Genomic DNA, 21,365 nt, shown 5'->3' with positions numbered 1-21,365 from the left:
ACTTTCTTCATGGTCAGTGTGTCATTAATCAACTTTAGTAAATTTTATGGTTGCAATACCTGATTTAATCAGTAATGAACCGTCTTTATCGATGATGTAGGCCTGATCGCCTTCTTGTGTTTGCATGATTAAAATTTTTCTGTCGCCTTGTTCTTTGACGTAGATTTTTTCGACTTCTATTTTTTGACCATTTGATTCAATGTAATCAGTGCCGATGTACATTGTTGTTTTAGGCATCATGCTATTTAAGCTGCCTAATCCGGTAGCCTCGATGCTTGATTCATATTGACCTTCATAGCCATGTCCCCCGCAAGCGGCGAGTAAAAGTGATAAACCTGCAACGATAAAAGATTTTTTCAGCATAAATTTTCCTTTGCGAACTCAAATATAAATCATCTAGAGGGTGTAAAAGCCGATGTCAGACGATGCGAGCAGATAAAAATACCTAGAAAAGGTGCCGTTTGCTACAGACGTCGTTTTAAAAAAAAACCACAATTGTTTTTATCAAATTTTGAGTTAGATAATGATTTCATTGCAAAGTGAGCGATGTTCGACAGTATTTGAAGAATTACAGTTGCGGCATGGCCAAACTCATTTGACTAAAAAAGTCCTATAAATGATTTATATGAGGGGTATTACCGTTTTAGTTTTTTGGAGCCTGTAAATTATTTTCAGGCTCCATCGGTCAAGTTTATAGTGTAATAGTTTGGAATTCTTTTGATGTTAAAATATCATTCAGCCCTATGGTGACTAAAGCTTTATCATCAAATTCAGCAAGTCGAATTATTTTATAAGCGGCTTTTTGATTAATTTTTCTCTCTGGACGTGCAATTAATAAATTAAATTTTTCACTATTATCAAGCTTAAATCGCCCATCCGCGCTAACAGTAGACACATAATCTAGCTGATTTAAAAGAATATTATTGTAGTGAAACTCCGAATACAAATTCAAAGTACGCATATGTTCAAAAGCAACTTCGTTAGCTATTTTTTCATCACTAGGAATTATCACTCTATCCACTGCGTCTTGAGCCCATTTCACTTTGGTTTCAAGGCTTTCTAGCATTCTTCTGTCATTACGTTGGTATCTGTTATGTAAATCAGCTATCTGAGGATGGTCTTGGTAATACGAGTTGGATTGTTTTATTAACTGATTTCCGTCTCGCAAATACGATTGAGCTTTATTTAAGGCAAGTTTAATTGCGTTAATTTGAGGTTCTTTAAGTTTCTGGTTTTGTGCATTATCAGACGCATAACTAGAAGGGAATGTAATTTTTGTGCAAACCAATTCTGATTTATCGTCTGTTATACGTGCATCTGAATAATAAATAGCATTTGGTTTATTTCCTGCATTTCTATCTAAATCGCGACATGTTTTATCTTTTAATGCCTCTGTGAAATTATACGAATACGTATTATAAAATCTGTCATTGCCTAATCTTTTACTTATGTTTCCAGTCGAGTCAACTCCTACATCAGCCAGACTTTTAATGGCTTCTGTTTTTGCCAATTGAAACGCATCATTTAACGCTACTCTTTGAGATTTAAATGACTCAATATCAGATCTCCCCTTTTCAAAGGCAGCAAAAGACTCATTGTAAGTGGGAAGAAATGAATCTTTTTCAGCTTTACTCGCTGCTAGCTGTGCTAATTCGTTATCAAGTTGTGCTTGATAGGTCGCTTTCAGTTTTGCTTTAGCCTCTACTAGGTTAAAAGGCTTTACGTCATCGACTAAATCAACAAGATCCATTTCATCAATTAAATCGTCAACGGCTTCAACGAAGGCTTCTGCATCACTTAAATCCTTAGTGCCCGTGACTTCTTCCATTCTTTGTTTGAAGTCTGCTTTAGCTTCAGCCCAATCCTCGATTGCCGATGAATCGAGTGTATAAATATCGACTTTACTCGAGCCTAAATAACGCATTGATGAATCATCTATCTTGCCAATATCAGGGCCTTGAGTACAACCTTGGGCTATAAAAATTGCAGCGACTACAGTAGAAAATTTAAAGATATTTGTCATCTAATTAACCCTTTTGCATAATTTGTTTATCAAATCACAACCTTTAACTAACTACTTAATTTGATGTCAAATAATGAGTATTAAAGGTCATGCTAAACCAAAATAGCTAACGAAAATACCTTGGTGTTAAGTCTGTTGCTACAGACGTATTTTTGAAAAAAAACCACAATTTTTTTTAATACATACGGGAGAAACTTGATATGCCATACCAATGACGTTTCAATAATCCTGTGTCACATTGTTCAAAAGTAATGAGATATCGCCTTTATTAGGCAATAAAGATCTTTTCCCTCAATTATTTTTTAGACAGAGAAATCTGTCTTTATTTGATTAATACTTACTTACTGTACTTATATATATCATCACACTGTGATGGGTTTAGCTTGATTGTGACTTCAATTTTGTACATTAGTGTGTGTTTACAATTGCTTTTAACATGCTTGAAGAACCATTCCTGTGTGGTCAAACTAACGGTGCTACTACAGCGATTATTGATTTATAAACAAGTACCCTTTCTAATTTGAATTACTAAATAGACAGTGATTTATTAAGATTCATGACAGAAAGTCCCTGTATGGCATTCAAAACCAATTCTCAATTTACCTTGATTTAAACAACAAGAAGATGTCAATACTGTGCCGTCTATTGGCAAACCATTGAATGGCAATAGGCTGTGGCTTGTACTTTGCGTTTTTCACATGCGCAGCATGTGGCTGTTGGGGTTAAGGGGGATCCCCTTGCCCGAGCTTGTATCCGACCTTTTTGGAACAAAAAGTGGGATACAAGCGTACCGGGTTACGTACTGGTCCCACATAATTGTGTGCTGCTTTTTGCTTCGCACTCAATGACTGCGAGCCATTTTCAACACCATTAATTTTCGCTCTCTGCTGTAGCGAAATAATGACAGCTTTGGCAGTGTTTGTGCCTCATTTGGCGCTGTTACTGCCAATTGCGTCTGGATATTTTTCGAGGTTTAATGCTTATCGATTAAGCACACCCGATCATCAAATTTGATAGTCAATTCTCTCGATATCCTTGAGCAATGCTGCAACGTTTATATCTTTGCCGTAACGACTGAAAGTGATGTTGGGATTAGCGTGACCGACGATTTGAGCAACAATATGCTCACTGATATCCAGTTGCTTAATTTCATCGATAAACGTGTGTCTGAAGCCATATGACGTGGGACGCTGGTTAGCTTGCATGCCGATTTCAGTTTGAAGTTTGGCGAGCTGTTTACAGTAGTTTTTTGACCAGTCTTCAATGATGCCAACAGGTTTATAGTCAAACAGCTGGGTATGAGTTGATTTTCTTTGATCAACAAACGCAATAAAGCCTAGCTCAAGCAAGTATTTGTGAATGGGCACATAACGTCTAGCATTGAGGTTCTTTAATCGTTGTACAGCGCCACTGTCATCAATGCAAATACAGTGTACGCCGTCGATTAGTTTGATATCTCCAGGTTTGAGCTGGCAGGCTTCTGAAGGCCTTAAACCGCCATAAAGCATTAATCGGGTGACCCATTTGAAATCGATTGTTGAAGCTTTGAATGATGAGCTGCGAAGTAGGCGTTTAAGCTCAGGATGCGTCCAGCGGTCTCTAGCTTGATTCGGTTTAGCTTTTGGTTTTTGTCCGACTGTAACGCTTTCAAAGGGGTTACTGGTGCAGTAATTCATTAATTGACACCACTTAAAGAACTGAAATACGGCAGCTAAGTACTCTTTATTGCTTTTGTAGCTTCGGCCTTGAGTTAGTAAAGCATCGCGATAGGTCATCGCATCAGCACTGGTGATGTCATGCACACATTTATCATCAGTTTTAAGTTTGGTTTTAAGAGCGGGTTTTGATGATACGGTATCAATAAAATGCCGAGTACGCTGCTCAAGCTGCTTAATAGAGAGAGGCCTTATGGCTGATTTTAGTTTTGAGATAATAAATGCGCTTAATGCTTCGTTTAACCCAATTACAGGCTTTGCTTGCGCCACAGCGGTAGTTTCACGATGCTGAGACAATTTAGTCTCTCTATTGGGGATAGCATGAGGTTTTTGCGTGATGTTGAACGTGATATCAGGATCAGCTGCATCAAACTGAGCTCTGAGATGGTTAATGACCTCATCAACGTAACGAATAAAGTCATTAATGCGTGTTTGATGGTCAATAGACTTGATGATTTTTTTTAGTGCTCCGGCAACATCAATGTTACGGATGACCGCCTCTGCTCTATCACGAGTCAGTAATGAGACTTTTACGTCAAAGGGGAAGCCCTTGTCGCGTAAATATTTGGCTAAACAGATACGCGTGAAGTATACGTTGTTGGGTGCTCGATAAAGATACATTGTCTGAGTCAATCCTTATGGAGAGCCCCTCAAACGCCAAAAACAAAAAAAGCCGTTGATAATCAACGGCTTTTCTCGTATTTAATGTGGCGGAGGGATAGGGATTTGAACCCTAGAACGGGATAAACCGTTGCCGGTTTTCAAGACCGGTGCATTCGACCACTCTGCCATCCCTCCGAACGCGGTGAATAATAAGGGTATTCACGAAAATGTAAAGCCTTGAAGTGTGCGATGGCGCAACAAATGTGCAATATCGCTCAAAAAGGGCTGCGTTTGCGTGATTTTTGCTCTTTTTATTCTTTCAATGCGTTTTAGCGTGTTGTCTCAATCGCCGTTTTGCTTTGCTGCGTTCTGTTGTGCTTGTTAGCAATCTCTACTGCCAAATATGTTCAGCAGTAGAGGTTGCGACAATAAATAGTGCTTAGTGCACTAAACCACGACGCTTTAATAACGCGTCTGTTGAGGGCTTTTTACCGGCAAAGTCGATGTAGCTTTGCATTAGATCCTGGCTGTTACCTTTTGACAATACGGTGTCGCGGTATTTTTGGCCGTTCTCTTGGGTTAATCCACCGTTCGCCATCATGTGTGCAAACGCGTCTGCGGCAAACACTTCGGTCCACAGGTAGGCGTAGTAACCAGCAGAGTAACCGCCGCCGAAGCTGTGGCTAAAGTAGGTGGTTTTATAACGCGGTGCGATTGGGCTGTAGTCTAAACCGTGTTTTGCCAGTGCTTGTTTTTCAAAAGCAGCAACATCGGTAATTTCAGTGCCAGCAGGAATTGAGTGCCATTCCATATCAAGCAGTGCAGCTGCTAAGTATTCAACGGTGCCAAACCCCTGGTTAAAGGTGTGCGCTTTTAATACTTTAGCCAGTAACTCGGCAGGAATAGGCTCGCCTGTTTGGTAGTGCTTAGCGTAGTTCGCTAGCACGGCAGGGTCGATACTCCAGTCTTCGTTTGCTTGTGATGGAAACTCAACAAAGTCACGAGCGGTTAAGGTCCCAGCTAGGCTTGGGTAGTTAACTTGTGAATATAAGCCGTGAATCGCGTGGCCAAACTCGTGGAATAACGTGCTCACTTCGTCAAAGGTTAACAGTGTTGGTTGACCTTCAGCAGGTTTTGGCACGTTAAGCGCGTTATACACGACTGGTTTAGTGTTTTTTAAGAATGACTGGCTAACAAATTCGTCCATCCATGCACCGCCACGTTTACCCTGACGCGCGTACATATCAAGATAGAACAAGCCTAGTGAGCTGCCGTCTTTGTTAAAGATTTCATAAGCGGTGACGTCTTTGTGCCATGCAGGTAAGTCGTTACGTGACTTAAAGGTGATGCCGTACAATTTTTCCATCGCGAAGAATAGGCCGTCGTTTAGTACGGTATTCATTTCAAAGTATGGCTTAACTTGACTGTCGTCTAGGTCATATTTTGCTGCGCGAACTTTTTCGGCGTAGTAAGCCCAGTCCCATGCTTCAAGGGTAAAGTCTTTACCGTCTTTAACGATTTCGGCTTGAATATCAGCGGCTTCAATTTTGGCTTTAACCAAAGCTTTAGGTGCTAAGTCATCTAAAATACCATAAACCGCTTCTGGGTTTTGCGCCATTTGATCGCCAAGCGAATAAGCGGCCCAGGTTGGGTAACCTAATAGTTTGGCTTTTTGTGCACGCAGTTGGGCGATTTTGATGTTAAGCGGGCTGTTGGTGTCCATTGCGCGATAAGCTGAAGTTTCCCAAAGCTGTTTACGTAAATCGCGGTTTTTAAGGCTAGACAGTAACGGTTGGGTGGTGGTGTTAACCAGAGTAATCATGTAACCGGTTTTGCCTGCCGCTTTTGCTGCTGCAGCTAATGATGCGATGTCATTGTCTGACAAGCCGTCGAGCATGGCTTTGTCTTCAACCACTATCACGTCATCTTTAAATGACTTTAAAACGTTTTGTGAGAAGCTGGTTTCAAGCTTAGCAAGCTCGCCGTTTAGTTCACGCATTTGGGCTTTGTCTTCTGCTGACAATTCAGCACCTGCGCGCACAAAGCGTTCGTAATAGACGTCTACTAAACGTAAGTCTTCGCCGGTTAATGTGGCTTTGTTTTTGTAAATGGCTTGAATGCGGGCAAACAGCTTTTCATCGAGGTAGATGTTGTCCATGTGCGCGGTCAACTGAGGCACAACTTGCTCTTCAACACTAATGAAGTTGTCGTCTGAAATTAACCCTGTAAGGTTAAAAAACACGCGTTGAGTGCGGTCTAATATCGCGCCGGTTTTTTCAAGTGCTACAACGGTGTTCTCAAACGTTGGTGCGTCAGCGTTGTTAGTAATGGCTGCGATTTCAGCTTTGTGCTCTTTCATGCCTTGTTCAAAGGCAGGTAGGTAGTCAGCTGCATTAAATTTGTCAAACTGCGGCGCCATGTATTGTAATGGGCTTGCGACTAATAGCGCGTTTTCGGCGGTTGCAGGTGCTTTGGTCGTTGTTGTTGGTGCTTCTGCTGTGGTTTTGCTCGTCATTGCGGTGTCTGCTGTTGGTTCTGAACACGCACTAAGCATCAATGCCGCACTTACGGCAGTGGTAATAAGAGTTTTACGCATTAATATATCCTTGGGCACGGCCCGATTGTAGTGCTTTTATGCCTATTTCAAATGTGGTAAATACCGAAAAATAGTGACCATAAAAACGAAAGTAAATACCTTGATACAATACCAAGCCTACGGCTGTAGGCATAGGGTAATGCGATTAACGAAGATTAATTTTTGTAACCAAACTTACCAAGGGTGATATTTGTTGGGTTTTAGTGCTGTTTATGGTGAATTCTAGTGGCTATTTGTGAGTTTTCACGTAGTTTAAAAGAGAGAAAAGGCATGATGAGGGCGTTAGATGAAAGCTGGTAAGCATGATACACAATTGCTCAAGCTCGCGATGGAGATTGGGATGGGTTACGCACAAAAACGTGGCTTTGACGATTTTGGTAAAGGTATTTCGCCTAAAGACAAAGTGGAATGTATTTATCGATTATTAGTGCAAGACAAGCTAATACAACCGCTCGCTGAAGATAAAGACGACGGCCCCAACCGTAAACATAAATTGATATTGTGGATTAGTAAGCAGTTACCGAAAGAGCATGAATTATTGAATTAACATGACTTGATGATGTTTAAAAAAGCCCAGGTGAAAGACTATTTCATCTGGGCTTTTTTGGTTGATACGATTAAAGCTTGATTTGATTAATCAGAACAACTGCCTTAGCGCGATTCAATTTCAACAATTTTTAAGCTGATGAGCTTTTGCTGCCACTGTTGTTGATTAATTCCTTCTATCCACAACACTGGCGATTGGCGGTGTTGGCCTTTACGTAAATACGTTTCTGGCATGCGGACAATGGCTTCCCAGGCTTCTAGGGTTTCGGTTTTGATTAAACCACCCTGATCGTTAAAGAAACTGGCCTCGACATTCACCACGATGACATGTTCGCCACTGGTGCTGTCAAAATCAAATACTAAACCTAATTCGTTATCTTTCCATTGAGTGTTTGCAAGAGTGATTGTAATGCCATCTCTTGTCGTGCGGCCCATTAATTCAGGTTGTGCCATCGCACTGGCGGTTAAGCGCGTGGTAGCCATTGGCGCCACCGTCGTTACGACCGCAGGCTTGGCGTTTGTGGTATCGACAGCCATTTTGGCATCAGCAGTATTCACCGCACTGGTTGCTGGCGCAGCGAGTGCAGTGACTGCAACTGGCGCTGTGGGTGTTTGAATAGCCGTAGCAGGTTGCGCCACGGTTTCGGTAATAATGTATTCCCAGGTGAAGTCGTCTTTTAGGCGGACATTAGTGCCGTTTTCTAAGGTGATCACCGCAACATCGGCAGCCATTGCCGCTGGGGCAAGTAATAAGAAGAGGGCTGATGCAATCGCATTAAGTTTGGTTTTCATCTATTCATCCTGATTTATGAGTCGTTAATGAGGTAATTCTACGTTTATTTAAGGGGTAACAGGAAAATATTTTAAGGTGAGTTATAAGCCAAATTTAAGGTTCGTGGCCGCAGTAAATATCAACAAAGACGGGTTATGGCTCATCAAAAAATGTATAACAGCGAGTCGTTTTTCTGGTTTATATCAGCAAATGCTTAAGGTGATTTGGCTCATAAAACGCAACATTGGCCCTAAAAACGGGTTTCGATTTACAGAGTAAAGAGTAAACTCATCCTTAACATGTAAAATTTATACATGAATAAATAATATTTGAGGAGTAGAGTTATGTTTTGTGTGCAATGTGAGCAAACCATTAGAACACCAGAAGGCAATGGCTGTAGTTACTCGCAAGGTATGTGCGGCAAGCTAGCGTCGACGTCTGATATTCAAGATTTATTAATCTATATGCTACAAGGCGTGTCGGCTTATGCTGTTAAAGCGCGTGAGTTTGGCATTGTAGATAACGACATTGACACTTTTGTGCCTAAAGCCTTTTTTGCCACGTTAACTAACGTAAATTTCGACGATGAACGCTTAATTGATTATGCCTACCAGGCACAGACGTATCGCGACCAATTAAAAGCGGCTTACATTGCTGCTTGTAAAAGCAAAGGCGTTGAACCAGAAATGGTGAGTGGCCAAGGTGAACTATTACTGGCGACATCAAAACCTGAAATTTTAGCTCAAGCACCCATTGCACTGCTTAATCGTGGTGACGTAAATGAAGACATTTTAGGCTTACGTTTATTATGCCTATATGGCTTAAAAGGCGCTGCGGCTTATATGGAGCATGCTCGCGTATTAGATCAAACTGATGTTGATGTGGCTGCTGAGTTCCATAAAATTATGGCATTTTTAGGCGAAGACTCTGTTGATGCAGACAAGTTATTTGCGACTGCAATGGAAATTGGCCAACTAAACTACCGCATTATGGCGATGTTAGATTTAGGCGAAACCACCTCTTTTGGCCATCCTGAGCCAACACAAGTGAATACCAAATCTGTTAAAGGTAAAGCGATTTTAGTGTCTGGTCACGACATGAAAGACTTAGAGCTTATTCTTGAGCAAACCGCAGGCAAGGGTATTAATGTCTTTACTCACGGCGAAATGTTACCAGCACTTGCTTACCCAGCATTTAAAAAATACTCGCATTTAGTCGGTAACTACGGCGGCGCTTGGCAAAATCAGCAAAAAGAATTTGCCACTTTCCCTGGTGCAGTAGTCATGACCTCAAACTGTATTATCGACCCTACAGTCGGCGAATATTCTGACCGTATTTATACCCGTAGTATCGTAGGTTGGCCTGGTGTGACTCACGTTGAAGGTGATGATTTCAGCGAAGTGATTAACAAAGCCCTTGAACTTGAAGGTTTTGCTTATGACGAAATTCCACACATGATCACCATCGGCTTTGCCCGTAATGCCTTAATGGCAGCGGCACCAACCGTAGTTGAAAACGTTAAGAATGGTTCTATTAAGCACTTCTTCTTAATTGGCGGTTGTGATGGCGACAAGTTGGAGCGTAATTACTTTACCGATTTAGCTAAATCAGTGCCTGACGATTCAATTATTTTGACCTTAGGTTGCGGTAAGTACAAATTCAATAAATTAGACTTTGGTGACATCAATGGCATACCACGCTTATTAGATGTGGGCCAATGTAACGATGCTTATTCTGCTATCCAGTTAGCCTTAGCATTAAAAGATATTTTTGAGTGTGACCTTAACGATTTACCGTTGAGCCTGGTGTTGTCGTGGTTTGAGCAAAAAGCGATTGTAGTGTTGTTAACTCTGTTATCGCTAGGTGTGAAAAACATCCGTACCGGGCCTACTGCGCCAGCGTTTTTATCTGACAATCTAATGACTATTTTAGAGCAGCAGTTTGGTTTACGTGGCACTACTGATGTTGCGTCAGACTTAAAAGCGATGATGAAAGTGGCGTAATTCGCCCTAAAAATCGTGCATTTATGTTACCCGTATTTGCACGATAACGATTACAGGCGATATGAGAAGTTCATATCGCGATCGGTATTTTTTACTGCGTTAAAGGTGTCAAAATGAGTAGTGCTCCCTCAATTGGTTTTTCATTTTCACAAGCGCTTTCTGCCCAAGCGGCAAAAAAGGTGACTCCTGTTATCGATACCCCTGTTTTCAAGACCTCGCCTACGGTGCAACCGCCTGTATTGACAGGCTCGAAGGCACTTTGGGCTGCTGAAAACTGGCAACGAGGAGAAGTGCAACTGCGTTGTATTGAAAAGTGGAATGAAACCCATGATGTGGTGAGCTTTCGATTTCAAGGACTGACACCGGTTAAGTTTAATTTTAAACCGGGACAGTTTATTACCTTTAAACTCGACATTAATGGCGACAAAGTTTATCGCAGTTACACTATTTCATCGTCACCTTCACGGCCATTTTCGTTAGTGGTTACGGTTAAAAAAATCGTTGGTGGTTTGGTGTCTAATTACTTAACAGAGTCGCTCAATGTTGGCGATGATGTGACGGTAACGGGCCCTGATGGCATATTTAACTTGATCGACATTGAAGCCGATAAGTACTTATTGTTAAGTGCCGGTTGCGGTGTCACGCCAATGCATTCTATGTCGCGCTGGTTGTGCGATACCACCACCGACAGCGATATTGCCTTTGTACACAGTGCTAAAACGGTTCATGACATTATGTTTGCCGATTCGATGGCATCAATGGCATCTCGAAGCCCGAGTTTTAATCTTAATTATGTACTTGAGTCCGACAGTAATAAGCAAGAGTTAACCGCTAAACATACTTCTACAGGCTGCGAAGGTGGTCGCTTAAGCTTAGAAACCTTAGTCAAGTTAGTACCCGATTATCAACAACGTACTGTATTTGTATGCGGACCTGAGCCCTACATGGCTGCGGTAAAATTAATGCTTGAAACCGCCGAATTTGATATGAGTCAGTTTAATCAAGAAAGCTTTGGCGCAAGTAGCGCTCTAGGCTTAAAAGCGGCGTTAGACAGTAATCCATCAACTGAACGGTTTATGTTGAGTATTGGTGACAAGCAGGTTGAATTAAGCGGCGATCAAAGCTTACTTGACGGCATAGAGTCTGCAAAATTACCGATGATTGCGGCTTGCCGAACGGGCGTATGTGGTGCATGTAAATGTCAGGTTGTTTCAGGCACTACTGTGTCGTCTAGCAAGATGGCATTAACCGCTGAAGAAATTGCGGCAGGTTTTGTATTGGCGTGCTCGACTAAAATGACCTCGAATGTGCAGCTCAAAATGTAACGACTTGTTCGACATAGTTAACGTTAAATGAATACTAAAAATCCCTTAATAGTGGCTCTATTAAGGGATTTTTATTTGGGTTAGCTGTTATCCGCAGAACCACCAGTTTTGAGTGAAATAGCATACCGATTAAAGGTAAATTCGCCTTCTTGATACTGCGAGTGATAAATCATCCCAAGCTTAGTGACGACATTAATTGAGCCTGTGTTCACGTCCGCCACATCGGCATAAACAACGTCTAAATCCATGTGTGCTTTAGCATAATCAATACAAGCCTGATTGGCTTCTGTTGCTAAACCCTGGCCCCAATAATCTGGATGCAAGCGATAACCAATATCGACGGCATTAATACGAGTTTCATTTTTAAAACCGCAAAAACCAATCACAGTATTAGTGTCTTTAACGACGACCGCCCAGCGGCCAAAACCATACTGTTGATATTCCACCAGCCAAATATTGCGGATGATGTTTTCGGCATCCATTAACGTGGTGCACACGCCCGCATCGCCGGTATATCGATTCACTTGCTCTGGGGTATTAAAGTGCAACACCGCGGGGGCATCTTCAAGGGTGAACTCTCGGATAATGAGTCTGGGTGTTTCGGTAATCATTTTCATTGGCTTACCTTATTTTTATTATGCATTGGCAATGATGTCGCTCAAACGCCTTACCACCTAGCGTGAGCTTGTGCTAGGTTAACATACTCAATTCCCGACATTTAAGAATAATAATATGACCCGCCTACGTCTTGCTTACCCCATATTAGCGCTTGCACTTACTGCTTCGTCACTGTCATTGAATGCTGTGGCGAATACCAAGCTAGATCAATCAGTAGCTCAAGCCTTACCTAAGCTGGAAAAGCTTTACCTGCATTTACACCAGCATCCTGAACTGTCGTACCAAGAAAAAGCCACCAGCGAGCGTATGGCCACAGAGCTTAAGCAGCTTGGGTTTGAAGTAACGTCTAATTTTGGCGGTTATGGTGTGGTCGGCATATTGCAAAATGGAGAAGGGCCGGTAGTGATGATCCGCGCTGACATTGACGGCTTACCGATTACTGAACAAACCGGAAAGGATTACGCCTCAACCGTCACCACGGTCGATGCAAACAATAATACTGTGGGTATTATGCATGGCTGTGGTCACGATATTCATATGACCAGCCTTATTGGTACGGCTGAGCAATTGGTAAAACATAAAGCAGATTGGCAGGGCACATTAATGATGGTGGCCCAACCCGCAGAAGAGGTGGGTGGCGGCGCCAAAGCCATGCTAAAACAGGGGCTATTTAGTCAATTCCCCACGCCAGACAGCATCATTGGTTTGCATGTGAGCGCGTCCATTCCTGCCGGCAAAGTCGGTACTGTGAGCGGTTATGCATTGGCGAATGTCGACTCGGTTGATATTACCATTAAAGGCAAGGGCGGCCATGGCGCTTATCCGCATGCCACTGTTGACCCCGTGGTACTTGCTGCGCGCACTGTGTTGGCATTACAAACCATAGTAAGCCGTGAAGTGTCGCCGTTAGAGCCTAATGTCATCACGGTGGGCTCAATTCATGGCGGCTCAAAGCACAATATTATTTCAGATGAAGTAAAGCTTCAGCTCACCTTGCGCTCATATAACCCTGAGGTGCGCGAACAACAAATTGCGGCGATTAAACGTATCACCGCGGGTATTGCGATGAGTGCTGGCTTGCCTGACAAGTTAGCGCCAGTAGTGTATGTGCATGACGATGAAACTATTCCATCAACGTACAATGATCCAACATTAGCCGCTAAGGTTAAAGCCAGTATTGAAGCTGAGCTTGGCAGTGACAATGTGCTTATTGCGCCACCCGTGATGGCAGGTGAAGACTTTGGTTTGTATGGTCTCACCCCTGAAAAACGCCCCATTACATTGTTTTGGCTTGGCGGCGTTGATCCTAAGCAATATCAGGCCAGTGTCGACTCGGGCAATGCGCTACCATCTTTGCATTCAAGTCAATTTGCACCCGATTACAAATTAACTATTCGCACGGGTGTTAGGGCTATGACGCGGACTGCGATGGATTTATTTAACCTGAGTTCGGAATAGGGGATGAATTTATACTATTTAAAATCAACATGTTACCCCTTCTCACTTTCAAGCTTGTCATTTGTTCTGCTAACAAGGCGAATTGACGCGTCAATAGCTAGCCTATTGTAAGTCGATTCAACGCAGTTAGCAGGGCAAAGGACTGTTTGAAAGGCGTTTATTATCCCGAGCTCAGGTTATTTAATCAAACAGCGCAATAAACGCAAACGAAATCGCCACAATAGCGGCTATAATGGCCGCTATTGTTGTGTTTAACCTTGTGGGCATTTTATGATTATTTTTAGCACCAACCTTGGCGATTTTACCGTTGAATTGGAAATGGAACGCGCGCCAGTGTCGTCGAAAAACTTTTTAAAGTATTGTCAGGATGGCTTTTATGAAGGCACGATATTTCATCGGGTAATTAAAGGCTTTATGGTGCAGGGCGGTGGCTTAACAGCCAAAATGAAAGAAAAGCCAACCCGCGACCCGATTGCTAATGAAGCCAACAAAGGCTTAAAAAATGTGATCGGTACTTTAGCGATGGCGCGTACAGATGCACCGCATTCAGCGACAGGGCAGTTTTTTATTAATGTGGCTAACAATGACTTTTTAGACCATACAGGCACCACTAATGCCGGTTGGGGTTATGCGGTATTTGCCAAAGTGACTGCGGGTATGGACGTTATTCAGCAAATGGAACGTGTAAAAACCACCACGGTAGCAGGGCATGAAGATGTACCACGTGAGCCAATAGTGGTTGAGAAAGTGACCATTGTTGATGAGCCAACGGTTGCTTAACTTTAGATTGTCATTTTAGAAATGATTATTTAAGTGGTTTTTCTAGCCCAATAAAAAAGGTTCGACAGTGATGTCGAACCTTTTTTTGACTGTACTTAAGCGATAAAACCCAAGCGATAAAACTCAAGCGATAAAACCTAAGCGATAAAACTTAAGATGCCATTACTCATAAACATTAAAGTGAGTAACGGATACCAATGGCGACACCGTCATCTTCAGACAGCTCCATTCTTGCTTGCTGATCTTTGTCGTTACTGCTGAAATCGCTGTAATCACGACGAGCTTCTAGGTAAACAACGGTATTAACGTCAAATACATAGTGCAAACCCATTACCACAAATTGACGCTTAAATTCGTCTTCTGGATCGGCATTGTAGTTAGGCTGAATCACGTAGTCTTTACCCGCATCAAGGATGTTGTAAGACACAAAGGTACGGATGTTATTATCAAACATATATGAGAATAACGACTCTACACCCACGGCTTTATCAATTAAACGGCCAATATTATCGGTGTCGTGGTTTTCGTTGTGGTTAATGTTCGCAGCAGCGTATAAACCATGTTGGTCGAAGTTACCCCAGGTAACCCCCATACCGTAAATAATGTCTTCTGCTGTAGACGTGTTGCCGTTTCCAAACGTCACATCAAATTCGCCACGGTTTACACCCGCAGTGAATACTAATTTGTCTGTTGCTTGGTAAGTTAATGCGCCACCGTAGGTATAGTTGTATTCAACTTTTTGCGCCTCAACGGCACCAGAAGTCCATAAATCTATACAAGCGTCTTCGGTAATATCTTCAATGTCACAGGTATAAAACTCGCTGTTTTTTAACTGTACTTGTACTGCAAAGCTTACGTCGCCAAAGCTGTTGCGGTATTGCACGGTTTTGTCACCGCGGCCGACACCATTTACTGCGCCATCGTCTTTGTTATAGGTGTAAACACCTGCTGTATTACCGTCCCATACAAAACCATAGTTAGTGTTGTATACCACGTCATACCAAGCACCCCATTGCTTGCCAATAGTGAGGCTGCCGTATTCGTCGTGTGACAAACCAGCGTAACCTAAACGGTTATAAAAAAACTCTTCTTGAATGGACTCAAAACGATTGTTGTAAACAATGTCTGTGCTACCAACAGGATTAACGCCCCATTCTAATTTTGCATAGGCTTTCCAACCATCATGCAATTGACGTTCAAAACCAAAATTAATACGAGATGCACCGTTAACCACTTCCGTTTCACCTTGAGTGTTGATCACGCGAGCATCAACAAAACCACCAATTTGAACGGCGTTAACGTCGTCTTTAAAAATTTCTGTTGCCGAAACTGAAGGCGCAATCAGAACGCTTGAAATTAATGCAGCAACTAAAGTCTTTTTCATTTTAATCTCTTGTCTTGTTGTTTGAGTAAGCACAGTTTAGTCCATTAACTCATCTATCCATTGAGGCGATGCAGAGTAGCAAACACATTAAGTTTTCTCAAAGTGAAATATGCTCAAAAAGAGCGATATTGCTCATAAAAATTAATCATCAATGACTTAGTATAAATCCGTGTTAACAAGTGGTTAACGCATGAGGTTAGTTGTTAACTTGTGGTTAATTATGCATTTAATGTGATTTTTTATTTTGATGTGGTTGCGGTCACTTTTTGAGTATTTCTTTGACCTAGATCGCTATTTTATTCTGCAAATGGCATAGGCTTAACTTAAGGACTTTGTTTAAAACGTAAATAGAGAGGAGTGACATTATGCAAATGACATTGCAGTTTTTCGGTGCGACTGAAGAGGTTACCGGTTCATGCCACTTACTTACGGTTGGTGGTCAGCAAGTGTTGCTTGATTGCGGACTTATTCAAGGCGGTAAAGCGGATGAATTACGTAATCATGATCCCTTTCCATTCCAAGCAGAGCAAATTCACGCGGTGGTGTTAAGCCATGCCCATATTGATCATTCAGGACGGCTCGCCTATTTGGTCAAGCAAGGTTATAGCGGCCCCATTTACACTCAACGAGCGACGGCACAATTATGCGACATTATGTTGCGCGACGCTGCGATGCTACAAGAGCGTGATACAGAAAGGACCAATAAAAAGCGTGCTAAGCACGATTTAGAAGAGCTCGAGCCATTGTTTACGGAAGAAGATGTCGAGCAGGTGTTAACCCAGTTTGTGGTTCTCGATTATGGTCAGCGAGTAAAGGTGGCAGACGAAATAGAAGTCTGTTTATCTGATGCGGGGCATATTTTGGGTTCTGCTGTGGTTGAGTTGTGGCTAGGGCAACAACCTGAACAGAAAAAATTGGTGTTTAGCGGTGACTTAGGCCGAGCAGGCATGCCTATTTTGGATGATCCTACCTTTATCGATAAAGCTGATTTAGTGTTGATGGAAAGCACTTACGGCAACCGTTTACACCGCAGCTGGCAGGACACTCTGGTTGAGCTTAAATCCATTTTTAAAACGACCATTAGTGAAAGTCGCGGTAATATTTTAATTCCAGCATTTTCAGTCGGTCGAGCACAAGAGTTACTGTATCTATTCCATTTGTATGCCAAAGAATGGGATTTATCGCGCTGGCGTATTTGCTTAGACAGCCCAATGGCGATTAAAGCCACACAAGTTTACGTGAACAATTACCCCATACTGGACGATGACTTTAAGCGCTTTACACGTTTATCTCCCGGCAAGCATCCATTACTATCGTGTGCTGAGTTTGTCAGCAGCACCGAGGAGTCTATTGAGCTTAACGACATTCACGAAGGGTTAATAGTGATTGCGGGTAGCGGCATGTGTAATGGTGGCCGAATTCGTAACCATTTTGTGCATAATTTATGGCGTAAAGAAGCCAACATTATTATTTGTGGTTATCAAGCGTTAGGCACGCCAGGGCGCTTATTAGTGGATGGCGCAGAAGAGCTGACCATTCATGGCCAAAGTGTCAAAGTGGCTGCGCGTATTCACACCGTAGGCGGTTTGTCTGCCCATGCTGATCAGGCTGAGTTGCTGCGTTGGTATCATCACTTTGAAGGCTCACCCGCCATTATATTGGTGCATGGTGAGCCCGAAGCGCAGCAAGTGTTAATACAAGCGCTTAATCAAGATGAGGCCACTAAGCCGAAAAGCAGTGCGATTGCGAAGCGCGGAGATTGTTTAGATTTAACTGCGTTACCCAAACTGGTCTGGCTCAATGCTGCCAGTGAATAATCACAAGTTTAAAACGAAAAGAGATAATGGATGCTTAGCCTGCTGGCTAGGCATCAATTTCGTGTTGCAGCTTTTCAATGTCGTCTAAAATCCGCATAAATTTTTGTCCAAAGTCAGTGACTTCGTATTCGACTCTAGGTGGGATTTCGGGATAGTTAATTTTATTCAAAATCCCAAACTCGAGGTTTTTCTTCAGGCATTGATTAAGCACTTTAGTGCTGAGCCCATCAACCGATTTAACCATCTCACCGGGACGATTAATGTTATTGGCGAGCAACTGATACACAGTTAACGACCATTTGCAGCCGTAAATCGTTTCGACCATTCTGGCTGATTTTTCTGGGGCAGACTTTCGCGGAAATAATTTTTCTTTTGTATTCATCAATATGTACCTAAAAGTACCTATGGAACTAAATTGTACTTACTATTCAAGTGGATAGTTTCTCAATAAGCTTATCACACTTATTCGTAACTTAGGTGTCAACAAATGACAGCATTCACTCAAACAACAGCGTTAATTATTGGCGGTACCAGTGGTATTGGTTTTGAAACCGCTAAGCAATTAATCTCCCAAGGCAGTGCCACAATTATTGTCGGCAACAACCCTCAAAAGCTCGACGCTGCCGTTGAGCAGTTATCAGTACTGGGCAAGGTCAGTGGTGTTCAAGCAAACTTATACAACGCACAAGATTTACAGCGCGTAGTTGATATGATTGATGCGCTGGACAGTAAAATAGATTATTTGGTTAATGCGGCAGGTTATTTCAACCCTAAGCCATTTTTAGATCATCAACTGAGTGACTACGACATTTACATGGAGCTTAACAAAGCGATATTTGTGATTTCGCAAGCTGTGGCTAGAAACATGGTTAAGTTTGGCGGTGGCAGTATTGTTAATATTGGCTCTATGTGGGGCAAGCAAGCCATTAAAGCGACTCCGTCTAGTGCTTATTCTATGGCAAAAGCCGGTTTACATGCACTGACTCAACATATGGCGATGGAATTAGCAGAGCATAATATCCGCGTGAACGCTGTGTCGCCAGCGGTAGTGATTACCCCAATTTATGAAGCCTTTATTGAGCCAAAAGATGTTGAAAGCGCATTGGCGGGCTTTAATGGATTCCACCCTATTGGTCGCATTGGTACGCCAGTTGATGTTGCAAACAGCGTAACGTTTTTATTGTCTCCACAAGCGGGCTGGGTGACTGGCGCAATTTGGGATGTTGATGGCGGCGTAATGGCAGGCCGTAATTAAGATCAACCGGCCCTAGTAAGCTCATTTTTGTAATGACAGTAAGCCCTTAAATTATTGATGATTTAAGGGCTTGTGTCTTTTTAATCTGATTTAAATCTATTTACTCTTTTGTTCTGGCTTGGCTGCACGTTAAGCTATGCATAATTCTGTAGTGTGAAATGTGCGAGTAACAAAATGAAGTTAGTTAAAATAGATAAAAGCCAATACCGTTCAGTTAACAATCAGGTGCAAATTGGCTTAGTGGTTACTCTGGCCATTTTGTCGTTAGTGTTTGGTCAGTTGATGATTTATTTCTTTGGCGTTAAGCCGTTACCTGGCGCAGAGTCTTCGGGGAATTTTCATCTTAATTTTACTGGCGTCATTTTAGCGTTAATGGTTTGCAGTTTATTGATCCGCAACCTACGCGAAAAACCCAAGTTTTATGAAGTGTATTACGTGTGGCAACTTAAACAGCTGCAAAACAAAATTTTCCGTAAACTAAAAGCAGTGCAACAAGCGGCCAAAGACAATAACCGTGATGCCTTAGTGATATTGAGTTTTTATTATCAAAGTTTGGCGATAGTTTACGAGTTAGATAACAACACCTTAACCATGTCTAACGTCAATAATGAGCTCGATAAATTACAGCAAGCGATTGAAGCTGCCGGTTTTACTATCGATACCGACGAATTTACTCCCGAGATGCTACAAGCCTTTTAGCCCGATTTTTTACTCTTCAAATAAGGAGCCATGATGTCAATATTGGCTGATATTCCTTTTTCGCTACTCGAACTTGCGCCAATGCGCGAAGATTCCACCATCACCGATACCTTAAAAGACAGTTTAGGTTATGCCCAGCATGCAGAAAGCCTGGGTATTAATCGTTTTTGGTTAGCCGAACATCACAATATGCCAGGCATTATTTGCTCGGCAACATCAATTCTGATTGGTTATATTGCGGGTGGCACTAAGCGCATTAGAGTGGGCGCGGGTGGCATTATGCTGCCTAATCATGCGCCGCTTGTGGTGGCAGAGCAATTTGGCACCTTAGCCAGTTTGTATCCAGGGCGGATTGATTTAGGCCTAGGCCGTGCGCCGGGCAGTGACCCGGTAACCAGCTTAGCGCTTAATCGTGATACCCAGCGGGCAGAGCATTTCCCCGATGAGGTCAGTGAGCTGCAATCATTACTCGGCCCACGTGAAGCGCGCCAAATTGGGCAAGCTAAAGCGGTAAGGGCTATTCCGGGCGAGAATACCAATGTACCGATATGGTTATTAGGTTCAAGTTTGTTCAGTGCGCAACTCGCGGCACAACGTGGTTTGCCGTATGTGTTTGCGGGCCATTTTGCACCACGCTTTTTATCAGAAGCCATTGCGCTATATCGCCGTGAATTTACCCCGTCGGCAGTGCTCGCTAAACCTTATGTGATGGTTGGGTTACCGTTAGTGGCAGCGCCTACCGATGAAGAAGCGCAGTTCCTAAGCACCACATCAAAACAACGTATTTTAGCGCTTATTCGTGGCGAGGAAATGTGGCTAAAACCACCTATCGACAGCATGGATGGGTTGTGGAGCGAGCAAGAAAAAAGCTATGTCGATAGTTTCTTAAGCTTATCTATTTGCGGTGGCCCAGCGACCATTAAGCATCGTTTGGAGGTGTTTGTTGAGCAGCTTGGCGTAGATGAAGTGATGTTTACTAACGATTTATACCGCAACGAGCACCGCTTGCGCGCACTCGATATTTTAATGAGTATTAAGGCGTAGTTACAACTCTCTAGGTATCCAACAACAAAAAACCAAGACTCGCGTCTTGGTTTTTTTTGGCTAAACACACCTTACGCAGTAATTTTTTGCGTTAAATCGCTTGGCCATTAACGGTTAATTTTACATCAATGTTGCCACGTACTGCATTTGAATATGGGCAAACTTGGTGTGCTGTTTTAACCAGCTTTTCTGCTGCTTCCTGGTCTAAATCAAGTTCAACTGCAAGGGCGACTGTAAGTGCAAATCCGCCATTATCGTTAGGGCCAATACCTACTGTTGCTGTGGTTGGCGCCGCTTTGATGGCCACTTTCCCTTGGGTCGCGACGTGCAATATTGCGTTTGAGAAACATGCGGCATAACCTGCGGCAAATAATTGTTCTGGGTTAGTAAACTCACCGCTGCCACCCATTTCTTTTGGGTAACTTAATTGTAAGTCGACTTTTTTGTCGTCGGTAGAAACTTGACCATTACGGCCGGCTAATGCTGTTGCTGAAGTGGTGTATAACGTTGACATAATAAACCTCGTGTATAAGTAAACTATTTTAAGTTATGTATAATTTAAGTTGTGTGCAATCTAATTGTGTTCACTATAACTAAGCGAAAATTAAAATGCAACTACATTGTGCGCAATTTAATTTTTAACCAGTTCACTTCACGTTAAAAAGCCGCGTATGAATAGGCATTATTTGAAAATCGTTTACGGGTGCAGGCAAGGCGGGGTTGTCAT

At 42.5% G+C, this 21,365-nt stretch carries 19 protein-coding genes and 1 tRNA gene; 9 read left to right on the top strand and 11 right to left on the bottom strand.

Going from position 1 to position 21,365, the window contains the following annotated elements:
- Positions 1-24 precede the first annotated feature (24 nt).
- The 6 genes from AC19MV_RS09095 to AC19MV_RS09070 form a co-directional block, all read right to left on the bottom strand.
- Positions 25-363: a hypothetical protein gene (locus AC19MV_RS09095; RefSeq protein WP_432401851.1), complete on the bottom strand. Its 339-nt coding sequence runs from the start codon at positions 361-363 to the stop codon at positions 25-27.
- A 328-nt stretch (positions 364-691) separates the two neighbouring features.
- Positions 692-2,023: a hypothetical protein gene (locus tag AC19MV_RS09090; protein WP_498299459.1), complete on the bottom strand. Its 1,332-nt coding sequence runs from the start codon at positions 2,021-2,023 to the stop codon at positions 692-694.
- A 1,004-nt stretch (positions 2,024-3,027) separates the two neighbouring features.
- Positions 3,028-4,359 carry a site-specific integrase gene (locus tag AC19MV_RS09085; protein WP_498307115.1) on the bottom strand — a complete coding sequence of 444 codons (1,332 nt, stop codon included), beginning with the start codon at positions 4,357-4,359 and terminating at the stop codon, positions 3,028-3,030.
- Between the two features lie 87 nt (positions 4,360-4,446).
- Positions 4,447-4,536 (bottom strand) — tRNA-Ser (locus AC19MV_RS09080).
- A 244-nt stretch (positions 4,537-4,780) separates the two neighbouring features.
- Complete coding sequence (locus AC19MV_RS09075; RefSeq protein WP_498307113.1) at positions 4,781-6,937, bottom strand: M3 family metallopeptidase; 2,157 nt, start codon at positions 6,935-6,937, stop codon at positions 4,781-4,783.
- Complete coding sequence (locus tag AC19MV_RS09070; protein ID WP_498307111.1) at positions 6,930-7,070, bottom strand: hypothetical protein; 141 nt, start codon at positions 7,068-7,070, stop codon at positions 6,930-6,932. Before AC19MV_RS09070 ends, AC19MV_RS09075 begins: the two co-directional genes overlap by 8 nt.
- Before the next feature lie 153 nt (positions 7,071-7,223).
- Between AC19MV_RS09070 and AC19MV_RS09065 the strand changes: the two genes are divergently transcribed.
- Positions 7,224-7,484 (top strand): DUF5062 family protein, encoded by a 261-nt coding sequence (locus AC19MV_RS09065; protein WP_432401101.1) that lies wholly within the window; start codon positions 7,224-7,226, stop codon positions 7,482-7,484.
- 104 nt (positions 7,485-7,588) lie between these two features.
- Here AC19MV_RS09065 and AC19MV_RS09060 read toward each other — a convergent pair whose 3' ends face one another.
- Positions 7,589-8,275: a DUF3157 family protein gene (locus tag AC19MV_RS09060; RefSeq protein WP_498307109.1), complete on the bottom strand. Its 687-nt coding sequence runs from the start codon at positions 8,273-8,275 to the stop codon at positions 7,589-7,591.
- 324 nt (positions 8,276-8,599) lie between these two features.
- Here AC19MV_RS09060 and hcp point away from each other — a divergent pair, with 324 nt between their 5' ends.
- Positions 8,600-10,258 (top strand): hydroxylamine reductase, encoded by a 1,659-nt coding sequence (gene hcp / locus AC19MV_RS09055; RefSeq protein WP_432401105.1) that lies wholly within the window; start codon positions 8,600-8,602, stop codon positions 10,256-10,258.
- 113 nt (positions 10,259-10,371) lie between these two features.
- Positions 10,372-11,583 (top strand): FAD-binding oxidoreductase, encoded by a 1,212-nt coding sequence (locus AC19MV_RS09050; protein ID WP_498307107.1) that lies wholly within the window; start codon positions 10,372-10,374, stop codon positions 11,581-11,583.
- A gap of 80 nt (positions 11,584-11,663) precedes the next feature.
- On the opposite strand, the gene AC19MV_RS09045 is transcribed toward AC19MV_RS09050, so the two are convergent.
- Positions 11,664-12,200 carry a GNAT family N-acetyltransferase gene (locus AC19MV_RS09045; RefSeq protein WP_498307105.1) on the bottom strand — a complete coding sequence of 179 codons (537 nt, stop codon included), beginning with the start codon at positions 12,198-12,200 and terminating at the stop codon, positions 11,664-11,666.
- 115 nt (positions 12,201-12,315) lie between these two features.
- Here AC19MV_RS09045 and AC19MV_RS09040 point away from each other — a divergent pair, with 115 nt between their 5' ends.
- Entirely contained in the window at positions 12,316-13,659 is a 1,344-nt protein-coding gene (locus tag AC19MV_RS09040) for a M20 metallopeptidase family protein (protein ID WP_498307103.1), read from the top strand.
- A gap of 270 nt (positions 13,660-13,929) precedes the next feature.
- Positions 13,930-14,439: a peptidylprolyl isomerase gene (locus AC19MV_RS09035; RefSeq protein WP_432401113.1), complete on the top strand. Its 510-nt coding sequence runs from the start codon at positions 13,930-13,932 to the stop codon at positions 14,437-14,439.
- Positions 14,440-14,614: 175 nt separating this feature from the next.
- On the opposite strand, the gene AC19MV_RS09030 is transcribed toward AC19MV_RS09035, so the two are convergent.
- Positions 14,615-15,823 carry a porin gene (locus AC19MV_RS09030; protein ID WP_498307101.1) on the bottom strand — a complete coding sequence of 403 codons (1,209 nt, stop codon included), beginning with the start codon at positions 15,821-15,823 and terminating at the stop codon, positions 14,615-14,617.
- A gap of 365 nt (positions 15,824-16,188) precedes the next feature.
- Between AC19MV_RS09030 and AC19MV_RS09025 the strand changes: the two genes are divergently transcribed.
- The gene (locus AC19MV_RS09025) at positions 16,189-17,640 is read left to right on the top strand and encodes an MBL fold metallo-hydrolase RNA specificity domain-containing protein (protein WP_498307099.1); all 1,452 of its coding nucleotides are present in this window, start codon (positions 16,189-16,191) and stop codon (positions 17,638-17,640) included.
- A gap of 46 nt (positions 17,641-17,686) precedes the next feature.
- On the opposite strand, the gene AC19MV_RS09020 is transcribed toward AC19MV_RS09025, so the two are convergent.
- Entirely contained in the window at positions 17,687-18,022 is a 336-nt protein-coding gene (locus AC19MV_RS09020; RefSeq protein WP_498307097.1) for a winged helix-turn-helix transcriptional regulator, read from the bottom strand.
- Positions 18,023-18,127: 105 nt separating this feature from the next.
- Here AC19MV_RS09020 and AC19MV_RS09015 point away from each other — a divergent pair, with 105 nt between their 5' ends.
- From AC19MV_RS09015 to AC19MV_RS09005, 3 genes are all read left to right on the top strand, one after another.
- The gene (locus AC19MV_RS09015) at positions 18,128-18,895 is read left to right on the top strand and encodes an SDR family NAD(P)-dependent oxidoreductase (RefSeq protein ID WP_498307096.1); all 768 of its coding nucleotides are present in this window, start codon (positions 18,128-18,130) and stop codon (positions 18,893-18,895) included.
- A 174-nt stretch (positions 18,896-19,069) separates the two neighbouring features.
- Positions 19,070-19,594 carry a DUF3087 domain-containing protein gene (locus AC19MV_RS09010; RefSeq protein WP_498307095.1) on the top strand — a complete coding sequence of 175 codons (525 nt, stop codon included), beginning with the start codon at positions 19,070-19,072 and terminating at the stop codon, positions 19,592-19,594.
- Positions 19,595-19,627: 33 nt separating this feature from the next.
- On the top strand, positions 19,628-20,638 hold the full coding sequence (locus tag AC19MV_RS09005) for an LLM class flavin-dependent oxidoreductase (protein WP_498307235.1): 1,011 nt from the start codon (positions 19,628-19,630) through the stop codon (positions 20,636-20,638).
- 91 nt (positions 20,639-20,729) lie between these two features.
- Here AC19MV_RS09005 and ohr read toward each other — a convergent pair whose 3' ends face one another.
- The gene (ohr, locus tag AC19MV_RS09000) at positions 20,730-21,152 is read right to left on the bottom strand and encodes an organic hydroperoxide reductase Ohr (RefSeq protein WP_498299600.1); all 423 of its coding nucleotides are present in this window, start codon (positions 21,150-21,152) and stop codon (positions 20,730-20,732) included.
- Between the last annotated feature and the right edge of the window lie 213 nt (positions 21,153-21,365).

The sequence above is a fragment of the Shewanella sp. MF05913 genome (genome assembly GCF_059758095.1).
This window is presented reverse-complemented; position numbering and strand designations above follow the sequence as displayed.

Excerpts from the sequence above, each read along its gene's own strand:
- AC19MV_RS09035 (WP_432401113.1), top strand. The coding sequence starts at position 13,930 with ATGATTATTTTTAGCACCAACCTTGGCGATTTTACCGTTGAATTGGAA.
- AC19MV_RS09095 (WP_432401851.1), bottom strand. The coding sequence starts at position 363 with ATGCTGAAAAAATCTTTTATCGTTGCAGGTTTATCACTTTTACTCGCC.
- ohr (WP_498299600.1), bottom strand. The coding sequence starts at position 21,152 with ATGTCAACGTTATACACCACTTCAGCAACAGCATTAGCCGGCCGTAAT.
- AC19MV_RS09010 (WP_498307095.1), top strand. The coding sequence starts at position 19,070 with ATGAAGTTAGTTAAAATAGATAAAAGCCAATACCGTTCAGTTAACAAT.
- AC19MV_RS09025 (WP_498307099.1), top strand. The coding sequence starts at position 16,189 with ATGCAAATGACATTGCAGTTTTTCGGTGCGACTGAAGAGGTTACCGGT.
- AC19MV_RS09040 (WP_498307103.1), top strand. The coding sequence starts at position 12,316 with ATGACCCGCCTACGTCTTGCTTACCCCATATTAGCGCTTGCACTTACT.
- AC19MV_RS09090 (WP_498299459.1), bottom strand. The coding sequence starts at position 2,023 with ATGACAAATATCTTTAAATTTTCTACTGTAGTCGCTGCAATTTTTATA.
- AC19MV_RS09085 (WP_498307115.1), bottom strand. The coding sequence starts at position 4,359 with ATGTATCTTTATCGAGCACCCAACAACGTATACTTCACGCGTATCTGT.
- AC19MV_RS09050 (WP_498307107.1), top strand. The coding sequence starts at position 10,372 with ATGAGTAGTGCTCCCTCAATTGGTTTTTCATTTTCACAAGCGCTTTCT.
- AC19MV_RS09075 (WP_498307113.1), bottom strand. The coding sequence starts at position 6,937 with ATGCGTAAAACTCTTATTACCACTGCCGTAAGTGCGGCATTGATGCTT.
- AC19MV_RS09005 (WP_498307235.1), top strand. The coding sequence starts at position 19,628 with ATGTCAATATTGGCTGATATTCCTTTTTCGCTACTCGAACTTGCGCCA.
- AC19MV_RS09020 (WP_498307097.1), bottom strand. The coding sequence starts at position 18,022 with ATGAATACAAAAGAAAAATTATTTCCGCGAAAGTCTGCCCCAGAAAAA.
- AC19MV_RS09060 (WP_498307109.1), bottom strand. The coding sequence starts at position 8,275 with ATGAAAACCAAACTTAATGCGATTGCATCAGCCCTCTTCTTATTACTT.
- AC19MV_RS09030 (WP_498307101.1), bottom strand. The coding sequence starts at position 15,823 with ATGAAAAAGACTTTAGTTGCTGCATTAATTTCAAGCGTTCTGATTGCG.
- AC19MV_RS09070 (WP_498307111.1), bottom strand. The coding sequence starts at position 7,070 with ATGCCTACAGCCGTAGGCTTGGTATTGTATCAAGGTATTTACTTTCGT.
- AC19MV_RS09015 (WP_498307096.1), top strand. The coding sequence starts at position 18,128 with ATGACAGCATTCACTCAAACAACAGCGTTAATTATTGGCGGTACCAGT.
- AC19MV_RS09045 (WP_498307105.1), bottom strand. The coding sequence starts at position 12,200 with ATGAAAATGATTACCGAAACACCCAGACTCATTATCCGAGAGTTCACC.
- AC19MV_RS09065 (WP_432401101.1), top strand. The coding sequence starts at position 7,224 with ATGAAAGCTGGTAAGCATGATACACAATTGCTCAAGCTCGCGATGGAG.
- hcp (WP_432401105.1), top strand. The coding sequence starts at position 8,600 with ATGTTTTGTGTGCAATGTGAGCAAACCATTAGAACACCAGAAGGCAAT.